At 43.4% G+C, this 18,041-nt stretch carries 15 protein-coding genes and 1 riboswitch; of the genes, 7 read left to right on the forward strand and 8 right to left on the reverse strand.

Annotated features, from left to right (window positions below):
* Positions 1–64: 64 nt before the first annotated feature.
* Positions 65–856 carry a TIGR00266 family protein gene (locus LQ188_RS15250; protein ID WP_048687434.1) on the reverse strand — a complete coding sequence of 264 codons (792 nt, stop codon included), beginning with the start codon at positions 854–856 and terminating at the stop codon, positions 65–67.
* A 191-nt stretch (positions 857–1,047) separates the two neighbouring features.
* Between LQ188_RS15250 and glpK the strand changes: the two genes are divergently transcribed.
* Complete coding sequence (gene glpK / locus LQ188_RS15255) at positions 1,048–2,538, forward strand: glycerol kinase GlpK (protein WP_101224223.1); 1,491 nt, start codon at positions 1,048–1,050, stop codon at positions 2,536–2,538.
* A 67-nt stretch (positions 2,539–2,605) separates the two neighbouring features.
* On the forward strand, positions 2,606–3,073 hold the full coding sequence (locus tag LQ188_RS15260) for a CBS domain-containing protein (RefSeq protein ID WP_101224222.1): 468 nt from the start codon (positions 2,606–2,608) through the stop codon (positions 3,071–3,073).
* 53 nt (positions 3,074–3,126) lie between these two features.
* On the opposite strand, the gene LQ188_RS15265 is transcribed toward LQ188_RS15260, so the two are convergent.
* The 4 genes from LQ188_RS15265 to LQ188_RS15280 all read right to left on the reverse strand — a co-directional run bounded on the left by LQ188_RS15265 (position 3,127) and on the right by LQ188_RS15280 (position 7,402).
* Positions 3,127–5,241 carry a penicillin-binding protein 2 gene (locus tag LQ188_RS15265; protein WP_230177439.1) on the reverse strand — a complete coding sequence of 705 codons (2,115 nt, stop codon included), beginning with the start codon at positions 5,239–5,241 and terminating at the stop codon, positions 3,127–3,129.
* A gap of 361 nt (positions 5,242–5,602) precedes the next feature.
* A complete protein-coding gene (locus tag LQ188_RS15270; protein ID WP_101224220.1) occupies positions 5,603–5,956 on the reverse strand; it encodes a hypothetical protein in 354 nt (117 codons plus the stop codon).
* 75 nt (positions 5,957–6,031) lie between these two features.
* On the reverse strand, positions 6,032–7,150 hold the full coding sequence (locus LQ188_RS15275; RefSeq protein ID WP_230177312.1) for a DUF2515 family protein: 1,119 nt from the start codon (positions 7,148–7,150) through the stop codon (positions 6,032–6,034).
* 84 nt (positions 7,151–7,234) lie between these two features.
* The gene (locus tag LQ188_RS15280) at positions 7,235–7,402 is read right to left on the reverse strand and encodes a hypothetical protein (protein ID WP_157831094.1); all 168 of its coding nucleotides are present in this window, start codon (positions 7,400–7,402) and stop codon (positions 7,235–7,237) included.
* A gap of 510 nt (positions 7,403–7,912) precedes the next feature.
* Between LQ188_RS15280 and LQ188_RS15285 the strand changes: the two genes are divergently transcribed.
* The 3 genes from LQ188_RS15285 to LQ188_RS15295 all read left to right on the forward strand — a co-directional run bounded on the left by LQ188_RS15285 (position 7,913) and on the right by LQ188_RS15295 (position 12,064).
* Positions 7,913–9,664 carry an ABC transporter transmembrane domain-containing protein gene (locus tag LQ188_RS15285; protein WP_230177313.1) on the forward strand — a complete coding sequence of 584 codons (1,752 nt, stop codon included), beginning with the start codon at positions 7,913–7,915 and terminating at the stop codon, positions 9,662–9,664.
* A complete protein-coding gene (locus LQ188_RS15290; RefSeq protein ID WP_230177315.1) occupies positions 9,661–11,679 on the forward strand; it encodes an ABC transporter ATP-binding protein in 2,019 nt (672 codons plus the stop codon). The genes LQ188_RS15285 and LQ188_RS15290 overlap by 4 nt, the downstream gene beginning before the upstream one ends.
* A gap of 136 nt (positions 11,680–11,815) precedes the next feature.
* Positions 11,816–12,064 (forward strand): type B 50S ribosomal protein L31, encoded by a 249-nt coding sequence (locus tag LQ188_RS15295; protein ID WP_101224216.1) that lies wholly within the window; start codon positions 11,816–11,818, stop codon positions 12,062–12,064.
* A 112-nt stretch (positions 12,065–12,176) separates the two neighbouring features.
* Here LQ188_RS15295 and metC read toward each other — a convergent pair whose 3' ends face one another.
* Both metC and LQ188_RS15305 read right to left on the reverse strand, forming a co-directional pair.
* Positions 12,177–13,358: a cystathionine beta-lyase gene (metC, locus tag LQ188_RS15300; RefSeq protein WP_101224215.1), complete on the reverse strand. Its 1,182-nt coding sequence runs from the start codon at positions 13,356–13,358 to the stop codon at positions 12,177–12,179.
* Positions 13,355–14,467 (reverse strand): methionine biosynthesis PLP-dependent protein, encoded by a 1,113-nt coding sequence (locus tag LQ188_RS15305; protein ID WP_230177317.1) that lies wholly within the window; start codon positions 14,465–14,467, stop codon positions 13,355–13,357. Before LQ188_RS15305 ends, metC begins: the two co-directional genes overlap by 4 nt.
* A gap of 86 nt (positions 14,468–14,553) precedes the next feature.
* Positions 14,554–14,667: riboswitch (SAM riboswitch) on the reverse strand.
* A 328-nt stretch (positions 14,668–14,995) separates the two neighbouring features.
* Between LQ188_RS15305 and fumC the strand changes: the two genes are divergently transcribed.
* Positions 14,996–16,378, forward strand: coding sequence for a class II fumarate hydratase (gene fumC, locus LQ188_RS15310; RefSeq protein WP_101224213.1), 1,383 nt, complete (start codon positions 14,996–14,998; stop codon positions 16,376–16,378).
* Positions 16,379–16,483: 105 nt separating this feature from the next.
* Complete coding sequence (locus tag LQ188_RS15315) at positions 16,484–16,726, forward strand: hypothetical protein (protein WP_076367341.1); 243 nt, start codon at positions 16,484–16,486, stop codon at positions 16,724–16,726.
* A gap of 47 nt (positions 16,727–16,773) precedes the next feature.
* On the opposite strand, the gene ugpC is transcribed toward LQ188_RS15315, so the two are convergent.
* Complete coding sequence (gene ugpC, locus LQ188_RS15320) at positions 16,774–17,919, reverse strand: sn-glycerol-3-phosphate ABC transporter ATP-binding protein UgpC (protein WP_101224212.1); 1,146 nt, start codon at positions 17,917–17,919, stop codon at positions 16,774–16,776.
* Between the last annotated feature and the right edge of the window lie 122 nt (positions 17,920–18,041).

Genomic DNA, 18,041 nt, shown 5'->3' on the forward strand with positions numbered 1-18,041 from the left:
GTTGCTACCCATCCTTTTCAAAAGAGATCAATGACTGCCAGGATGGCAGCCATTGGTCCGGTTCTTATTTATCGTTGAATAAATTGAATAAGCCTCTAGCTACGCTGCCTTCTTCGGAGGATCCTCCATTTTGCGGAGCTGCAGCAAATACACGGCTTGCAAGCCGGCTGAATGGCAAAGATTGCACCCAGACGGTTCCTGGTCCTTTTAATGTTGCAAAGAATAAACCTTCGCCACCGAATAAAGCTGTTTTCACGCCTTTTACAGTTTCAATATTATAATCTACCCCGCTAGTCATCGCTACTAAACATCCTGTATCGACCCGTAAGATTTCTCCTGCAGCCAATTCTTTTTTATGGATTGTGCCGCCGGCATGAACGAAGGTCATTCCATCTCCTTCAAGTTTTTGCATGATGAAGCCTTCACCGCCAAAGAAGCCTGCCCCTATCTTTCTTTGAAACTCAATTCCGACTGAAACGCCTTTCGCTGCCGCCAGGAATGCGTCTTTTTGACAAATGATTTTCCCGCCGAGCTCGCTTAAATCCATCGGAATGATTTTACCTGGATAAGGCGAGGCGAATGAAACATGTTTTTTATCTCGTCCTTCATTCGTAAAAGCCGTCATGAAAAGACTCTCACCAGTAAGGAGCCGTTTCCCGGCACCGAATAGCTTACCCATCATTCCGCTGTCACCATTCGATGACCCATCGCCAAAGATGGTTTCCATCTTGATTTGATCTTCCATCATCATCAAACTTCCAGCTTCGGCAATCACCGTTTCCTGAGGATCCAATTCCACTTCAACAAACTGCATGTCATCTCCATATAATTTAAAATCTATTTCATGGTTATTCATATTCCATTCCTCCTATCAATCTTATTTTCATTGTAAAAGATAAACTCTTAACCTGCCAATATTTTTCAATTTTTCGCCGTAATTTATATATTTTTTGTTTTCACGGGTATATCTAGTAAAATGTAGGAAGAAAAACAGCATGACACTTAAGCGGGAATGAACTTTTTTCTTAAGTGCAGGAGGAGACAGCCATGGAGACTTACATACTATCATTGGACCAGGGAACGACAAGTTCCCGGGCCATTTTATTTAATAAAAGCGGGGAGGTTTTGCATATTGCCCAAAAGGAATTCACCCAATATTTCCCGAATCCTGGATGGGTGGAGCATAACGCCAATGAAATTTGGGGTTCCATCCTATCGGTAATCGCTTCCTGTCTATCGGAAATGAATGTAAAGCCTGAACAGATCGCTGGAATTGGCATAACGAATCAACGGGAGACGACCGTGGTATGGGATAAGGAAACAGGTCAGCCGATCCATCACGCCATCGTCTGGCAATCCCGGCAGACAAGCGAAATCTGCACGCAATTGAAGGATGGAGGTCTCGAAGACTTATTTTTGCAAAAAACCGGTTTGTTGATTGATGCTTATTTTTCCGGTACAAAGGTGAAATGGATTCTCGACCATGTAGATGGGGCACGGGAAAAGGCAGAAAACGGAGACTTATTGTTTGGTACGATCGATACGTGGCTGATATGGAAACTTTCGGGTGGTAAAGCACATGTAACCGATTATTCGAATGCTTCAAGGACGCTGATGTATAACATTCATGACCTGAAGTGGGACGAAGAGCTGCTGGAAATCCTGCAAGTGCCGCGATCGATGCTCCCGGATGTTCGCTCTTCATCGGAGATATACGGGAAAACAGCGCCGCACCATTTCTTTGGGCACGAAATCCCGATTGCCGGGGCAGCGGGAGATCAACAGGCCGCTTTGTTCGGACAAGAATGCTTTGAAAAAGGAATGGCTAAGAATACGTATGGCACCGGATGCTTCATGCTGATGAATACAGGAGAAAAGGCAGTGAAATCAGAGCATGGCCTGTTGACCACGATTGCATGGGGGCTGAATGGTAAAGTCCAATATGCCTTGGAAGGCAGTATTTTTGTCGCAGGTTCGGCCATACAATGGTTAAGGGATGGGCTGAAACTCTTGCATGATCCGAAAGACAGTGAAAAGTATGCTTTGCGGGTCACTTCAGCCGATGGTGTCTATGTAGTTCCCGCATTTGTTGGATTAGGTACCCCTTATTGGGATAGTGATGTCAGGGGAGCTGTATTCGGACTGACAAGGGGGACATCGAAGGAGCATTTCGTCCGGGCAACATTGGAAGCGCTGGCCTACCAGACAAAAGATGTACTTAAGGCCATGGAAGTCGATTCAGGGATTAACCTAAAGGCATTGAGGGTCGATGGCGGCGTTGTCAAAAACAATTTCTTGATGGAATTTCAAAGCGGCCTCCTGAATGTACGAGTCGAAAGACCGGTCATTAGTGAAACGACAGCTTTAGGGGCAGCGTATTTAGCTGGGCTTGCTGTCGGATATTGGAAAGATCAGGAAGAGGTTTCAAAGCTATGGGCAGTCGATAAGAAATTCGAACCCGAGATGGAAGAACAGGAACGGAAGGATTTATATGATGGCTGGAAAAAGGCAGTTCAGGCGGCAAGGGTTTTTAAATAGAGTAAGTAAGGGTATTAATAGAGAGAGATGAATACAGAACGTACAAACTTAAAAAAGGGGTGGTAATATGTTAGTTAAGGATTTCATGATAAGGGAAGTCTACGTAGCCCGTCCTGATTTTACATTAAAGGAAATTCTGCGGATCTTAATCGAAAATAAAGTGGGCGGGGTCCCCGTTGTGGATGAACATGATAAGCTATTGGGAATGGTGACGGACGGGGATATCCTCCGTTACTTGACACCTGCAGAGGAAGCCATCATGGGGTATTTCACCTATATTACGGTTCTTCCCGGTGAAGAGTTGGATGAAAAGGTTACATCCAAAATGAATGATAAAGTCTCACAAATCATTAAAAATAAAAGGATTACAAAGCTATCTCCCGAAGATCCGTTAGATGAATTGATAAAGGTCCTTTCCAAGCATCATTTCAAGAAAATCCCCGTCGTGGACAAAAATGATAAAGTCGTCGGCATCATCAGCAGGGGAGATGCACTTAGGGCCCTTTATAAGGAATTCGTTCAAAAGCTGGAATAAACGGGCATCATAAAAAGGCCTGCTCGATTACGAGCAGGCCTTTTTTGTAATCATCATTGAGTGCTTTCTACTGCTTTATCTGCATCAGATTCACCTTTTGCTCTTTTTTCCTTCAATTTAAAGTAGGCGTCCATTACGTCCCGCCCGATCCGTTTGTTAATATCATCAGAGGGCTTGCCTTGATACACCCATGGCACGACGACAGAGAATGCCACTTCCGGATTATTGTGAGGTGCATAACCTACAAGCGTCAAATTGATAGTCGGGACTGGCGCGCTATATTGATTTCTCCGCGGTCCGTCGTAAAAGGCCTCGGCAGTACCCGTTTTTGCTGCCGCACGGTAGGACTTCCCGCCGAAATATTTATATGCCGTCCCGCCTGGTTCCTGGGCAACCTGTCTGAATCCTTCCTGGACACGTTGCATCCAAACGTCTTTCCCGCCTAAATCGTTTAATACTTTAGGACTCATTGTTTTAAAAACGCTGCCCAATTCCTGGTGCTCATTGGAAGGATTCCTGATTTCCCTGACCATATGGGGCTCAAGCCTTTTTCCGCCATTTGCAATCGTCGAAACATACTGTGCCAATTGCATAGGAGTATATGTATCATACTGTCCAATCGATAAATCCAGCAGCAATCCGTCTGTTGACATATCGACTCCTTTAAACCCTACGGATTCATTTGGCAGGTCGATGCCTGTGCGGACACCCAATCCAAATTGGGCATAATGATTCCGCATGATTGAATAAGCTTCCCGGTTGATTCCTAACGGCCGGTTAGGGATATAATGACCGCCGGCAATTTTGATTGCCGTCATGAACATATAGACATTCGACGATTTCTTTAACGCAGAGACATCGGTAACATAACCCAAATCACTATAAGATCCTTTGGGCTTAGCCCCTGCTAAAAGGAGTTTTCTGTCAAAAAAAGCTGACCCTGGTGCGATGGCTCCTGTCTGAAAGCCCGTGTAGACAGTGGCTCCTTTAACAGATGACCCCATCGTATAGGATGTCGTAATGTTTCCAAGGGCGAAATCGTTCATTTCGGTCAAGCCGGTCTTACTGTTGCGGCCGTATTGCCTGCCGGCCATTGTAAGCACCTCGCCTGTATTCGGGTCCATTAAAACGACAAAGGCACGATCCAATAAGTAGGTATTTCCTTTAGCTTTCGATTTCGACAATTCTCTCTCGATGATTTTTTCAACCTGCTGCTGCAGCTCCATATCAATTGTAAGGACCAAGTCTTTTCCGCTTTGCCCTTCAGTGAGGGTATTCGTTTTGATGACTTCCCCTTTGCTCAGCACATTTTCAATCCGCGTCTTTTGACCGCGCAGGACATCTTCATATTGCTTTTCGATATAACTTTTTCCGACCCGGTCATTCCTGGTATAGTCGCGTGCCAGGTAATAGTCGATGTTTTCACTGGGAATGCCTTCTTCGGAAGAAGAGACATTGCCAAGAACCGAGCGGAGGGTCTTGTCATACTTATAGGTCCTTTCCCAATCCGTCGTTACATCCACGCCTGGCATTTCATCCAAATGTTCGCTGACCCTGGCGAATTCCTTAGTGGTGACATCTTTATTCTTCACGATCGACGGTGCGAGGGCATAGCCGCTATTGAATTCCCGGAAGATGGCGATGACTTCCAATTCATCTTTGGAGAATTCCTTGATATTCTCATCGGTTACCCGCTCCATTTGAAGTTTGTATAAATCTTTTTGCTCCAGTTTCTTTTCGACTACTTTCTTCCTCTCGGCCTTGGTAATCAAGGCTTCGGCCTCTTTTGGATGTTTTAAAATCCAAAAATCCTTTTTATCCGGCAGGGTTACCTTTTTGGTATCCTTTTCTATCAAGGTGGCAAGGATTTCCGCCGTCTTCACCATATCTGCCGTTTTCGTATTCGGGTATTTCGTATAGGTAATGGCATTACGTGGCTCATTATCAACGACCGGATTCAAGTTGCGGTCATACATCTTGCCACGGGGAACGGGGGTATTGGCCACATCGTTTTCCGTTCGGTCGACTTCGCGGAGGTAATCATCCCCATACACGATTTGGACGATGCCAAGCCGGATTATTAAGCTTGAAAATAAAATGAATATTAAAAAGAACATAAAGTTCAGTCGGAAAGGAATTGGGGTTTTTTTCTTTTTTTCTTTGGCCATCATTAACATTCCTTTCTAGTAAAAGTAAAAAATAAGAAAATTCCTATCTCCAATGATATATAAAATTAACTTATTTTTCTATGCTTTATCCGTAAATTTATCTATATTTCCAAAAGAATGTTCTGGAGTTATATAATCCCTAGTAATCTTATAATTGGGAAAATTGATATAAATATAAATGTCAATGGGGTTTTAATAGATAAAGAGAGGGAGAAGCGGCAAAGCGACAATCATGAGGAGAGATGCATATATGAGTCGCTCTTGTGGCAAAAGCGCTAGGAAGGACATTTTGTAAATGAATGAAAAAAAGGTCTTTAAACCTTAGAATCCATTCACAATGACTTAAGTACCATGATAAGCATTAATTTACTTCATATTTCCTAACGGGAGTTTGAGTCGTGACACTGATAACCTCTTTGAAATATCCGCATAGCTCAAGCCATTTTTCAGGGTAAATATAGTTGAAGCGTTCGATCGTTTCTAGGGAGTGAAGCACAAGGGAATCGATTTGACCCGCTTTTTTACTTTGTAAATTGAATAAAAGCTCATGCGGGATTGTGTAATAAGGGTGGATTTGATACGGATTGAGTATGACCGGGGAAATATTCTTCTCTTCCATATACTTGTCCGTCACGATCTTTTGGATTGCAAAGCTTTCATCAGTATGTAAATCCCCGATTTTGTAATTTGGATTCAATAGTACAATGCCTCTCATTTGCTTCACCCATTCTTTTTTGCTAACCATTCTTGCCAAATGGGGGAAGGGATATTCAAAGTAAGAGGCTTGATGCTAGAAAATGGCTTTCATTCCGTTAAGGGTTTTGAGATGCTTGACATTTTCGAGCACCTCGTTGGTCAGGTCCGACTTTTTAATGATCGGTAAGCTTTGTAAATCCTCTATGAAGCTTACATTCGTGAACCAATCAAAGGAATGGGTAGGAAAGAATAGTTGATCTTCCCATGCATCATGAAGAGTGGGGCTGTAGACTTTATCATCTTTTGAAGTGGATGCATCAGAGGTATATATGCTTGCCCAGTAATCCTCTCTGGAACCCGTGTGGGGAATCTCTTTAGTAAATTGGCCAACACCGCGAAAAACCACCGGATGCTGAAAAAGAAGCTCATATAATGATTTCCCCGTTTCAATACGCTGTTTTGGGTCGGCAAAGCGTTCAACGGTAAGGCCGGTCAAGGAATGAAGTCCTTTTTGCTTGTTTGCATAAGGAAAGATCACTTTCATGAAGCCTAAGTATTCCTGCAGCTGAAAATCAAGCCTGCGGAGGATTTCACCATGACGGGTGCGTTTTAATATCCTTTCCTGAAGCATTCTTTGCTCATTAATGATAAGGGCCGTTGTCAAAAGGGGTGAATGGGGCTCTTCAATGAAAGATTCCCAAATCGGGGCCATGAATCTTGAAATGCGGAATACCGGTAAATACCTTCTTAGCGGAAGTTCTTTTTGTTTAGAATGTTCATATAAAAGAAGCTGGGGGAAGGCATCATCAAATATGGCTGAATTGGCGCGCTCAAGGAACAGGAAGAATTTCTGCCGTTCCGCTTGGTCAAAGAGGTGGGTCATGGCTGAGCTTTTCAAGTCAGTCATATGGTATCCTCCATTCCTCGAAACCATATGTGCTAAAAAGGCCCAATGGACCTCTGGATTACGATTGTAAAAGGCAAGATATGCTTGTGTTCTTGTGATATTGTTCCGGTTCAAGGCAGCAGTCTCGGTTCGAATGCTTTTTATAAGAGCGGTTTCCTCAGGGAAAAAAGCTTTTGACTCATCAAAAGGCTGAAAGAGCTCTTTTTGTAAAAGGGATTTTAGCGTGCCATATCTTTCATCATCGATGATGGGTTTTGTTTTGGCAGGGTGTTTACCCAACAGCTTTTGCAAATATTGGGAGAGCATACAATCACCACGGTTGTTTTTCGATTATTATATGCAGAGCCGTCAAGAAAGGGGCGTTGCATTTGCAACGCCCCCAAGGTGATGTCATCTTTTCTTCTTCTTTTCCAGGTACAATAAAATATAATAGACTATCCAGAAAAGAAACACAGGAATGAAGGATAAAAATCTATATTGGACCGGTACAGCAAATAAGATGAAAATGGATGATAATAAAAAGGGAACCGCCAGGAGTATATATTTTCTCCATTGCATATGCTGAACCTCCTTAGGTTACGTCATTCTTATAAGAATAAAGGATTATCCATCAATAATCTAGAAAAGTCGCAATTGACAAAAATATGCAAACGTAGTAATCTTTAAATATAAGTTAAAAATTACCATTAATTAATGAAAAAGGAGGCGAACGTCATGACTAAATCAGTTAAGCACAGTGATGTCATAATCGAATATCATACGTCCGCCTGCCCTGTGACCTTGTCTTTCTAGACATAGGATCCGACGTGTTCATTGATCATTTTAAAGCGCAGGTTGTGGAATTTTCGCGGCCTGCGCTTTTTATATGTGTTATTACGCATTAAAAAAGCTTCCGCTAATTGGCGGGGGCTTTTTGGCATTTGGAATACAGGTGCATTAGCATCCTTTCCATATAAAAGATAGGAGGAATTTTAAAATGAGACAAAAGACACTGGAAATTTTATTGCAGCCGGGAGATCCAGAAAGCGGTTAGCGAGTGAAAGAGTTGATCAAAAGGGAGGGGAATTCATGTTTGCGATTTTTAAAAAGCTGTCCTGGTTCTTTAAAGAACAGTGGCAGCGTTACACCTTGGCGATTTTATTTCTATGTATAGTGAATATCTTGGAGGTTATCCCGCCAAAACTTGTCGGGAATGCCATCGATGATATGAACAATGGCAGCATGACGCAGGAAGGGGTCATGAAATACGTTATTTATTTGCTGATGGTACTGATTGGCAGTTATCTATTTGGTTACTTATGGAGTTATCTGTTATTCGGCGGTGGAAACTTGGTCGAACGAAAACTAAGATCCGGATTTATGGGCCATTTGCTGAAAATGACGCCGAGCTTTTATGAAAAAAACCGTACAGGGGATTTAATGGCAAGGGCAACCAATGATTTAAAGGCAATATCCCTCACAGCTGGTTTCGGGATATTGACCCTCGTTGACGCTGTGCTGTTCACCATTACGGTAGTGGTCATGATGGGGGCCACGATCAGCTGGCAGTTGACGATTGCGGCGGTTCTGCCGCTTCCGATCATGGCAGTGATGATGCAAATTTACGTGAAGAAAATTTACAAACGTTTTACGGATGCACAAGCAGCCTTTGGTACTTTAAATGACAAGGTCCTGGAATCCATTTCAGGTGTCCGTGTTATCCGGGCCTATGTCCAGGAACGGGAAGATGAAAAGCGGTTTGATGAAATGACCGAGGATGTATATCGCAAAAATTTAGCCGTGGCAAGAATCGATGCCCTCTTCGATCCGACGATCAGCATTATCATTGGCATCAGTTATTTAATCGGGTTGGGCTATGGGGCCTACCTTGTATTTCAACAGGCCATAACGCTTGGCGGACTTGTTTCGTTCAATGTGTACCTAGGCATGTTAATCTGGCCGATGATCGCGGTGGGTGAACTGATCAATGTCATGCAAAGGGGAAATGCTTCGCTAGATCGTGTTCAGGATACCCTTTCACATGAAGCGGATGTGAAGAATTCATTGGGGCTGGAGAGTATTGCGAATCCGGGAAATATCCAATTCAATTCAGTGTATTTTACATACCCTTCCTCAACGGTTGTGAATCTATCCAATATTTCCGTTCAGCTTGAGCGCGGTCAAACATTGGGGATAGTGGGGAAAACAGGTAGTGGAAAAACGACATTCGTGAAGCAATTGCTGCGGGAATACCCATTAGGAAAAGGTGAAATCGCTTTTGCAGGCATGCCGCTGGAGCAACTGACCCTTGAAGATATTCGTAAATGGATCGGCTACGTTCCACAGGACCATTTTTTATTCTCGAAGTCTGTTAGGGAAAATATCTTATTCGGTAAAATGGATGCAACCGAAGATGAACTGGCTGAAGCTATCCGGCTTGCGGATTTTGAGAAGGACTTAATGATGCTGCCAAACCGTCTTGAGACACTCGTCGGTGAGAAGGGTGTCGCACTATCCGGAGGGCAAAAGCAGAGGATCTCGATTGCCAGGGCACTGATCAAAAATCCGGAAATCCTTATATTGGATGATTCCTTATCCGCTGTAGATGCAAAAACGGAAACGACGATCATCGAAAATATCCAAAATGAACGAGCAGGGAAAACGACCATCATCACAACCCATCGCTTATCGGCCGTTCAGCACGCGGACAGGATAATCGTATTGGACAGCGGAGAGATCATCGAAGAGGGGACTCATGCGGATTTACTGCAGAATGATGGCTGGTATAAGGAGCAATATGAGCGACAGCAGGTTGACGAAGGGACGGAGGTGAAGGCATGAAGGTCGTAAAGAAACTTTTTAATTATGCTGCCCTTTATAAAAAATTGATCATTGGCGCCCTGATCATGCTGGCACTTTCGGTAGCCGCCGATTTAACGGGTCCTTTCGTTGCCAAGAAAATCATCGATTCACATATACTTGGCATTGAATCTTCCTGGTATGAAGCGGGTAAAGGAAAAGATGCTGTCAAGTATGATGGAAATTGGTATAAACGGGCTGATTACTTTGCAAAAGGTGAGAAGAAAGGCAGGGAAGTCCATGTTCTGCAGGTCGGCAATCAATTTGTCTTCGTAAATGAGGCTGTCCCTATCGATGGGCGCAGAACCTTGGAGGACCAATCATTGATCATCAGGAAAGACGGGAAAGAGCAGCGTACGCAAGCAGTGAAATTGACGAGTCAGGAAGTGATGGGATTTTACCAACCGGAAATACCTCGGATCATTAAGCTTGTGGCTTTTTATTTTAGCCTTGTCATCCTTTCCTCCATTTTTCAATATGGGCAGAGTTTTTATTTACAGAAAGCGGCGAACCGAATCATACAGAAGATGCGAAATGATATTTTTAAGCATATTTCCCGTCTGCCGATACGTTATTTCGATAATATGCCAGCAGGTAAAGTTGTAGCCAGGGTCACTAATGATACGGAAGCGATCCGGGAATTATATGTAACCGTGCTCGCCAACTTCTTCTCGAGTACAATTAATATTTTCGGCGTTCTAATTGCTTTGTATATTCTGGATCCACGAGTCGGTACCATCGGTACGTTACTTATTCCGATCATCGTTATCTGGACGATGGTATACCGTAAATTCGCCTCGAAATATAATCACATCATTCGGGAACGGGTAAGCGATATTAATGGGATGATCAATGAATCCATTTCTGGAATGAGCATCATTCAGGCATTTGGACGTGAAAAGGAGACAAAGCAATCTTTTGAAAATCTAAACAGGGAGCATTATTCCTATCAAAATAAAATGCTCCATTTGAATTCGTTGACGGGTGGAAACTTGATTGGCGTCATTAAGGTTTTGGCGCTTATGGCATTCGTCTGGTATTTCGGCGGGATTTCCCTTACTGCCAGTTCGGCCATTTCCTTAGGGATGATGTATGCAATTGTTGATTTGATCAGCCGCCTGCTTCATCCGCTTCACGGAATCGTCAATCAGTTCGCTAATCTTGAACAGGCGCTTGTTGCAGGGGCGCGGGCATTCAGTTTATTGGATGAGCAGGGATTGGCAGTCAGTGATGAAAACATATCCAGATACAAAGGAAACGTACAATTCGAAAATGTTTCTTTTGGTTATAAGGATAATGAATATGTGTTAAAGGACATTTCCTTCTCCGCTAAACAAGGGGAAACGGTCGCTTTAGTTGGCCATACTGGGTCAGGAAAAAGTTCCATAATGAATTTATTGTTCCGCTTTTATGACAGCAGTGAAGGCCAAATTAAAATCGATGGCACGAATATATTGGATATCCCTCATCAGACGCTTCGTGAGCATATGGGAATCGTCCTTCAGGATCCCTATTTATTTACAGGCACCATCGCCTCCAATATCAGTCTGAATCATAAAGACATTACAAGGGAAATGGTTGAAAAATCATTAAGAGATGTCGGGGGGGACAAAGTGCTGAAGCATCTTCCTTTAGGGCTGGACGAACCCGTGATCGAAAAAGGCGGAACGCTGTCTTCCGGGCAGCGGCAGCTAATCTCTTTTGCCCGTGCTCTTGCATTCAATCCGGCCATATTGATTTTGGATGAAGCGACAGCGAGCATCGATACCGAAACCGAGGCAATTATCCAGGAGGGGATGGAAGTGCTGAAAAAAGGAAGAACGACCTTCATCATTGCACATAGACTTTCCACGATAAAAAATGCCGACCAGATTCTTGTACTGGATAAAGGGCGGATTGCTGAGCAAGGTACACATGAGGAATTAATGGAACTAAAAGGGAAGTATTATCAAATGTATGAACTGCAGGCTGGTCCGCATAAAGGCATGGCTGGTTGAACACAATTGAATAAGGGTGGATCATCAAGTTTAAACTATAATGAGGGTACCGACTTTTGGTACCTTCAAGCATAATTATTGATAATAGTAATCATTACGTTTAATATATACCTATACTGACGATGAGGTGATAATAGTGAAACAAGAAATTCATCCCGATTATCAACAAGTGGTATTCATGGATACCAACAGTGGGTATAAATTTTTGACAGGCTCCACGAAGACGTCCAATGAAACGATCGTTTGGGAAGACGGACAAACATATCCATTATTAAAAGTGGAAATCAGCTCGGATACGCACCCTTATTATACAGGAAAGCAGAAGTTTGCTGAAAAAGGCGGACGGGTGGATCGCTTCCTGGATAAATATAATATGAAGAATTGAGAGTCAGGCCATCGGGAAATCGATGGCCTTTTTTTATGACTGGGAAGAAAAAGAGTTAATAATGATGCAAGGAAAAAGGGTGCCCATAATTTATGAGGCACCCATCCTTTATTCATTTTGCAGCAATTGCTTCCCCTTTAGCAATATTGACGAGGGCCGCATCGAAGTCCTTGATTATATCGTCCGGATTTTCAAGTCCGACAGAGAGGCGGAGCAAGCTGTTCGTGATGCCCCGCTTTTCCCTTTCATCATCAGGCATGGCAGCATGGGACATTTTGGCCGGGTAGGATAATATGGATTCGACCGCTCCCAGGCTTACGGCAAATACAGGGAGCTCGACAGTGTTCACGAAGGAACGGAAGATTTCCTCACTTTCCAATTCAAAAGATAGGACCGCCCCTGCTCCAAGTGACTGGCCTTTCTGGATGGCGTGCTGTGGATGATCGGCTAGGCCGGGATAATACACTTTTTTCACCAAGGGCTGATCTTTTAAGTAGGCTGCAATCTTTTCTGCCCCTTTTTGTGAATGTTCCATTCTAACTGACAAGGTTTTCAAGCCTCTCATTACGAGCCAGGCATCTTGGACACCAAGGACCGCTCCAAAGGAGTTTTGAAGGGAACCGAGTCTTGCCGCCAATTCCGGATCTTTCACGACCGCAAGCCCAGCTACCACATCACTATGTCCGGATAAAAACTTCGTCGCGCTATGAAGGACAACATCGGCGCCCAGATTCAGCGGTTTTTGCAATGCGGGCGTCAAGAATGTATTATCAACAAAACTTAAGGCACCGGCTTTTTTTGCAATATCACATACAGCTTGAATATCGGTCACTTTAAGTAACGGATTTGAAGGCGTTTCAATGTATATGGCCCTGGTATTTGGCTGAACGGCCGCTTTGACGCTTTCAAGGTCCGTCATGTCAACGAAGGTATGCTCAATATTGAAACGGGTCAATACGCTTGTGACCATCCTGAACGTTCCGCCATACACATCTTCGGAAATGACGATATGGTCTCCGGCAGACAATAGCAGGAAGGCTGTTGAAATGGCAGCCATACCTGATGAAAAGGCAAAGCCGTGAGTGCCTTCCTCTAAATCGGCAATGATATCTTCAAGTGCCTCGCGAGTTGGGTTCCCGCTTCTGCTGTAGTCATATTTGCCGAATTGATCGATATCCGATTGATGGAACGTCGATGCATGCTGAATGGGGACGCTCACACCGCCCGTTGCCGGATCGAATTTATGTTGATTATGAAGTAATTTCGTTTCAAAGCTAAAATCATGACCTGTCATCGTAGTGCCTCCCTTTTTACATGTGCGAATGCTTGCTGCAGGTCGCCAATCAAATCATCGCTATCCTCGATGCCAACGGAGAAGCGAAGCAGGCGATTACAAACCCCATTTGCCGTTCTGACTTCAAGCGGTATATCGGCATGTGTTTGTGTGGCAGGATAGGTGATGAAGCTTTCAACCCCTCCAAGGCTTTCTGCAAAGGAAATTAACGAGAGCGATTGTAAAAATGGGTTGACCGCCGCTTCATCAATGATGCGGAAAGAAATCATGCCGCCTCTGCCGGGATACAATACATCAGTGACACAATCATGCTCCGATAAGTAATCTACAAGTATCTTGGCATTCTTTTCATGACGCTCCATCCGCAATGCCAGGGTTTTCATTCCGCGCATCAACAGCCAAGAATCAAATGGGCTCAAGACAGCTCCAGTACCATTATGATGGAAGGCAAGTGCATCACATAATTCAGCGCCGCTAGCAACGATCAGTCCCGCGAGCACATCATTATGACCACCGAGATACTTGGTTGCACTATGAATCACAATATCCGCTCCAAGCACGATGGGTTGTTGAATAAGAGGCGTGTAAAAAGTGTTATCAACGATTAACAATAAATTATATCGTTTGGCCAATGCCGCAACGGCGCTAATGTCCGTTTGCTGCATAAGGGGGTTAGTGGGAGTTTCGATGAAGATGGCTTTCGTGTGAGGAGTGATGGCTTTTTCGATATCCTCCAAACAACAAGTGTTTACATAGTCACACTGCAATCCCCATTTTTTAAAACCTTGTTCTAACAGACGATATGTACCGCCATAAAGATCTTCGCTGACAATCCATGCATCCCCGGATTTAAAAAGGGCGAGAATAGTGGAGATGGCGGCCATTCCTGAACTGCAGGCATAACCTTGGTCTCCTTTTTCCAGATCGGCGATGGATCGCTCCAATAGCTGGCGTGTAGGGTTACCAGTCCTTGTGTAGTCGAATCCCGTCGATTGGCCAATTCCTTCGTGACGAAAAGCTGTTGAAAAGTATACCGGCGGATTGACTGTTCCTGTCGCCGTTTCGCTGCGATTTCCTAATTGAGCAAGATATGTTTCAGATTTGTACATGGTTTTCACTGCTCCTTTGAGTTATATAAAATAAAAAAAAGTCTTCTTTAAGAAGAAGACTTTGATTAAGTAGGGACGAGTCATTCTTCTTATCTTCCAAGTTCACAAACTTGTGGAATTAGCACCTTTTCATTGGTTTGAAACAAATGAAGGTTGCTGAGGTGTCATCGGGCCATTCCCTCTACCTCTCTCGATAAGAGTTTAGATTATTCAATTTCTTTTGAATTTACTATATATACAAAATACTGTCAAGGACATTTTGGGAGTGATAATGCTTTGATGTTCATGACCAGGTCAATTGGAGCCTAGCGGTGCCTACACTTTATGTGTCTAAAAAGAATAATTGAATTTTTATATAAACATGAAGGGAACTTGGATTTTTCAGAAAAAATGGAAAGGGTCAGCGGGATATTTTTGCTTTAAAATAATAAAGTTTGTACAATGTATGGAGAGAAAGAATAATCCGACATTATTCATTTCATATGCAAAAGGTCTACAGTGAATAGTGCAAACATAGGAGGAGAACACATGGAATACAGAATCGAACGAGATACGATGGGTGAAGTGAAAGTTCCTGCTGATAAATATTGGGGAGCACAAACTGAGAGAAGTCGTAACAATTTCAAAATAGGTAACGAAAAAATGCCGATTGAATTAGTTCGTGCATTTGCATACGTTAAACAAGCTGCGGCAAAGGTGAACTATGATCTTGGTGATCTTTCCGAAGTTAAAAAGAATGCCATCGTCAAGATTTGCGGGGAAATCCTTGAAGGTACGCTTGATGAACATTTCCCGCTTGTAGTTTGGCAAACGGGAAGCGGCACGCAAAGTAATATGAACGTGAACGAAGTGGTCGCTAACAAAGGGAATGAATGGTTAAAAGAAAATGGTGAATCTGAAACCCTTCACCCGAATGATGATGTTAACAAGGCGCAAAGCTCAAATGATACTTTCCCGACCGCCATGCATATTGCAGCCTTTATGGAAGTCGCTGAAAAATTGGTCCCTGCCATCAAAGCCCTTCGTGATACATTCGATACAAAAGAAAAAGAATTTTGGGATGTCGTGAAAATTGGCCGGACACATCTTCAAGATGCTACTCCATTAACATTAGGACAAGAAATTTCCGGTTGGAAAGCGATGCTCGATAAAGATCTAGCGATGATTGAAGAAAGCAGCCAAAAATTATTGAACCTTGCTCTAGGCGGAACGGCTGTAGGAACCGGAATCAATACAAAAAAAGAATTCCCGGGACTCTCTGCCAAACAAATTGCAGCAGATACAGGATACCCTTTTGTCACATCTGATAATAAGTTCCATGCATTGACTAGCCATAACGAAATCGTCTACGCACACGGTGCTTTGAAAGCATTGGCGGCGGATTTAATGAAAATTGCGAACGATGTCAGATGGCTTGCAAGTGGACCAAGAAGCGGAATCGGCGAAATAGCCATTCCGGAAAACGAACCGGGCAGCTCCATCATGCCAGGTAAAGTCAATCCAACACAAAGTGAAGCGCTTACCATGATTGCAACACAAATCGTTGGTAACGATGCTACAATTGGCTTTGCAGCAAGTCAAGGTAACTTTGAATTGAATGTATTCAAACCAGTCATCATCTATAACTTCCTGCAGACGGTCAAATTATTGACGGAAGGCATTCATTCATTCAACGACAATTGTGCGGTGGGCATCACTGCAAATGAAGATAAAATCAAAGAAAATGTAGAACGTTCCCTTATGTTGGTAACAGCATTGAACCCGCATATCGGTTATGAAAAAGCAGCCAAGATCGCCAAAACGGCATTCAAGGACAACTCTACGTTAAAAGAAGCGGCGTTGAAATTGGAGTTCCTGACGGAAGATGAATTCAAAGCATGGGTCGATCCTGCTAACATGGTTAATAAATAATTAGTAGTGCCCTCCCTCTGGTATTAGGGAGGGTGTTTCCATGTGTTAAAATAATGGAATCTACAAATACTGAAATCATAAGTATCGGGAACAGGAGGAAAAACAATGTCTATATGCCCGCTTTGCAACGGTCTGAGAAAAATTCATGTGAAATGCCCGGAATGCGGCAGTGATCTTGAGGATAAAGGGAAATTCATGGACTACGCGGATGATTACAGTGCTTATATGGATATCGACATACTTAAAGAAAACGACGGATACCCTCAATCCCTTCAAAAAGGCCAATGCCCGCATCTCATGAAATGCCCGGAATGCGGACATGATGAAGTGGTATTGGTCCAGGAATGAATTTGAATAAACGTAAAAAGACCCATTATGAATGGGTCTTTTTACGTTTAATTGGCAGATAACTTCATGCTTTCCTGCATCTGTTCATCTTCTTCAACTAAAATGCGATGTTCAGTCCCTTTATCAAAAAAGTGTGCTTTATTCATGTCGAGGGCAAGATCGATCTTTTCCCCTGCCTGAATAATATTCTTGGCATCGACCCGTGCAACGAAGTCCTGCCCCTCTAATGTGGAGTAGAGCATGATCTCCGCGCCCATGAGTTCGGCTACATCAATTTGGGTCGTGAATGTAGTGTTAGGGGACTTCGTGAAGTAAGCTCCTTCATTATGGAAATCCTCCGGACGGATTCCAAGGATAACATCTTTTCCGGCATATCCTTGATCACGCAGCATTTTCATTTTCAATTCAGGTATTTCAAGCGTTTGTTCGCCTATTTTAATTGTGCCTTCTTTTAATGTTCCGGTAAAGAAGTTCATGGCAGGCGATCCGATAAAGCCGCCGACGAAAACATTTATTGGTTTCTCATAAACGTCCTTTGGAGCACCAACCTGTTGGATGATACCATCTTTCATTACAACAAGGCGTGTCGCCATGGTCATTGCCTCTGTTTGGTCATGCGTGACATATATCGTTGTAGTGTCGAGCCGTTTATGCAATTTAGCGATTTCGGCACGCATTTGAACCCGCAGCTTTGCGTCGAGATTGGATAATGGCTCATCCATCAAGAAAACTTTTGCGTCCCTTACAATTGCACGGCCGAGAGCCACACGCTGGCGCTGACCACCTGAAAGCGCTTTAGGTTTCCTGTTTAGCAGCTCTTCAAGTCCGAGAATCCTTGCCGCTTCATTGACCCTTTGCTTGATTTCCGCTTTTGGCGTTTTCCTGAGCTTTAATCCGAATGCCATATTGTCAAATACGGTCATATGAGGATATAAGGCATAGTTCTGGAAAACCATCGCAATATCACGATCTTTAGGAGGGACATCATTGACTCGCTTGCCGTCTATGTATAAATCCCCTTGGGAAATGTCCTCCAGTCCGGCAATCATCCTTAATGTCGTTGATTTGCCGCAACCGGAAGGTCCCACAAAAACGATGAATTCCTTATCGGCAACACGAAGGTTGAAGTCTTTAACAGCCGTCACCTTTTTATCATAAATCTTGAATATATGATCTAACACTAACTCTGCCATGAAAAATCCCCCTTTTAAACTCCTGATTACTTGTACCAATTAGCTATAGTCTAAGCTATCGGTTTAGAAAAAAGTATGGGCACATTGCACAAAAAAGGATGATATTACCTCTTTGTAATGGA

It is taken from the genome of Peribacillus sp. Bi134 (assembly GCF_918698065.1).
GTDB lineage: Bacteria > Bacillota > Bacilli > Bacillales > DSM-1321 > Peribacillus.

What these genes read in the sequence shown, in the direction of transcription:
- LQ188_RS15270 (WP_101224220.1), bottom strand. Translation starts at nt 5,956, where the DNA reads ATGAGAGGCATTGTACTATTGAATCCAAATTACAAAATCGGGGATTTA.
- LQ188_RS15275 (WP_230177312.1), bottom strand. Translation starts at nt 7,150, where the DNA reads ATGCTCTCCCAATATTTGCAAAAGCTGTTGGGTAAACACCCTGCCAAA.
- glpK (WP_101224223.1), top strand. Translation starts at nt 1,048, where the DNA reads ATGGAGACTTACATACTATCATTGGACCAGGGAACGACAAGTTCCCGG.
- fumC (WP_101224213.1), top strand. Translation starts at nt 14,996, where the DNA reads ATGGAATACAGAATCGAACGAGATACGATGGGTGAAGTGAAAGTTCCT.
- LQ188_RS15305 (WP_230177317.1), bottom strand. Translation starts at nt 14,467, where the DNA reads ATGTACAAATCTGAAACATATCTTGCTCAATTAGGAAATCGCAGCGAA.
- LQ188_RS15280 (WP_157831094.1), bottom strand. Translation starts at nt 7,402, where the DNA reads ATGCAATGGAGAAAATATATACTCCTGGCGGTTCCCTTTTTATTATCA.
- LQ188_RS15285 (WP_230177313.1), top strand. Translation starts at nt 7,913, where the DNA reads ATGTTTGCGATTTTTAAAAAGCTGTCCTGGTTCTTTAAAGAACAGTGG.
- LQ188_RS15260 (WP_101224222.1), top strand. Translation starts at nt 2,606, where the DNA reads ATGTTAGTTAAGGATTTCATGATAAGGGAAGTCTACGTAGCCCGTCCT.
- LQ188_RS15250 (WP_048687434.1), bottom strand. Translation starts at nt 856, where the DNA reads ATGAATAACCATGAAATAGATTTTAAATTATATGGAGATGACATGCAG.
- LQ188_RS15315 (WP_076367341.1), top strand. Translation starts at nt 16,484, where the DNA reads ATGTCTATATGCCCGCTTTGCAACGGTCTGAGAAAAATTCATGTGAAA.
- ugpC (WP_101224212.1), bottom strand. Translation starts at nt 17,919, where the DNA reads ATGGCAGAGTTAGTGTTAGATCATATATTCAAGATTTATGATAAAAAG.
- LQ188_RS15290 (WP_230177315.1), top strand. Translation starts at nt 9,661, where the DNA reads ATGAAGGTCGTAAAGAAACTTTTTAATTATGCTGCCCTTTATAAAAAA.
- LQ188_RS15265 (WP_230177439.1), bottom strand. Translation starts at nt 5,241, where the DNA reads ATGGCCAAAGAAAAAAAGAAAAAAACCCCAATTCCTTTCCGACTGAAC.
- metC (WP_101224215.1), bottom strand. Translation starts at nt 13,358, where the DNA reads ATGACAGGTCATGATTTTAGCTTTGAAACGAAATTACTTCATAATCAA.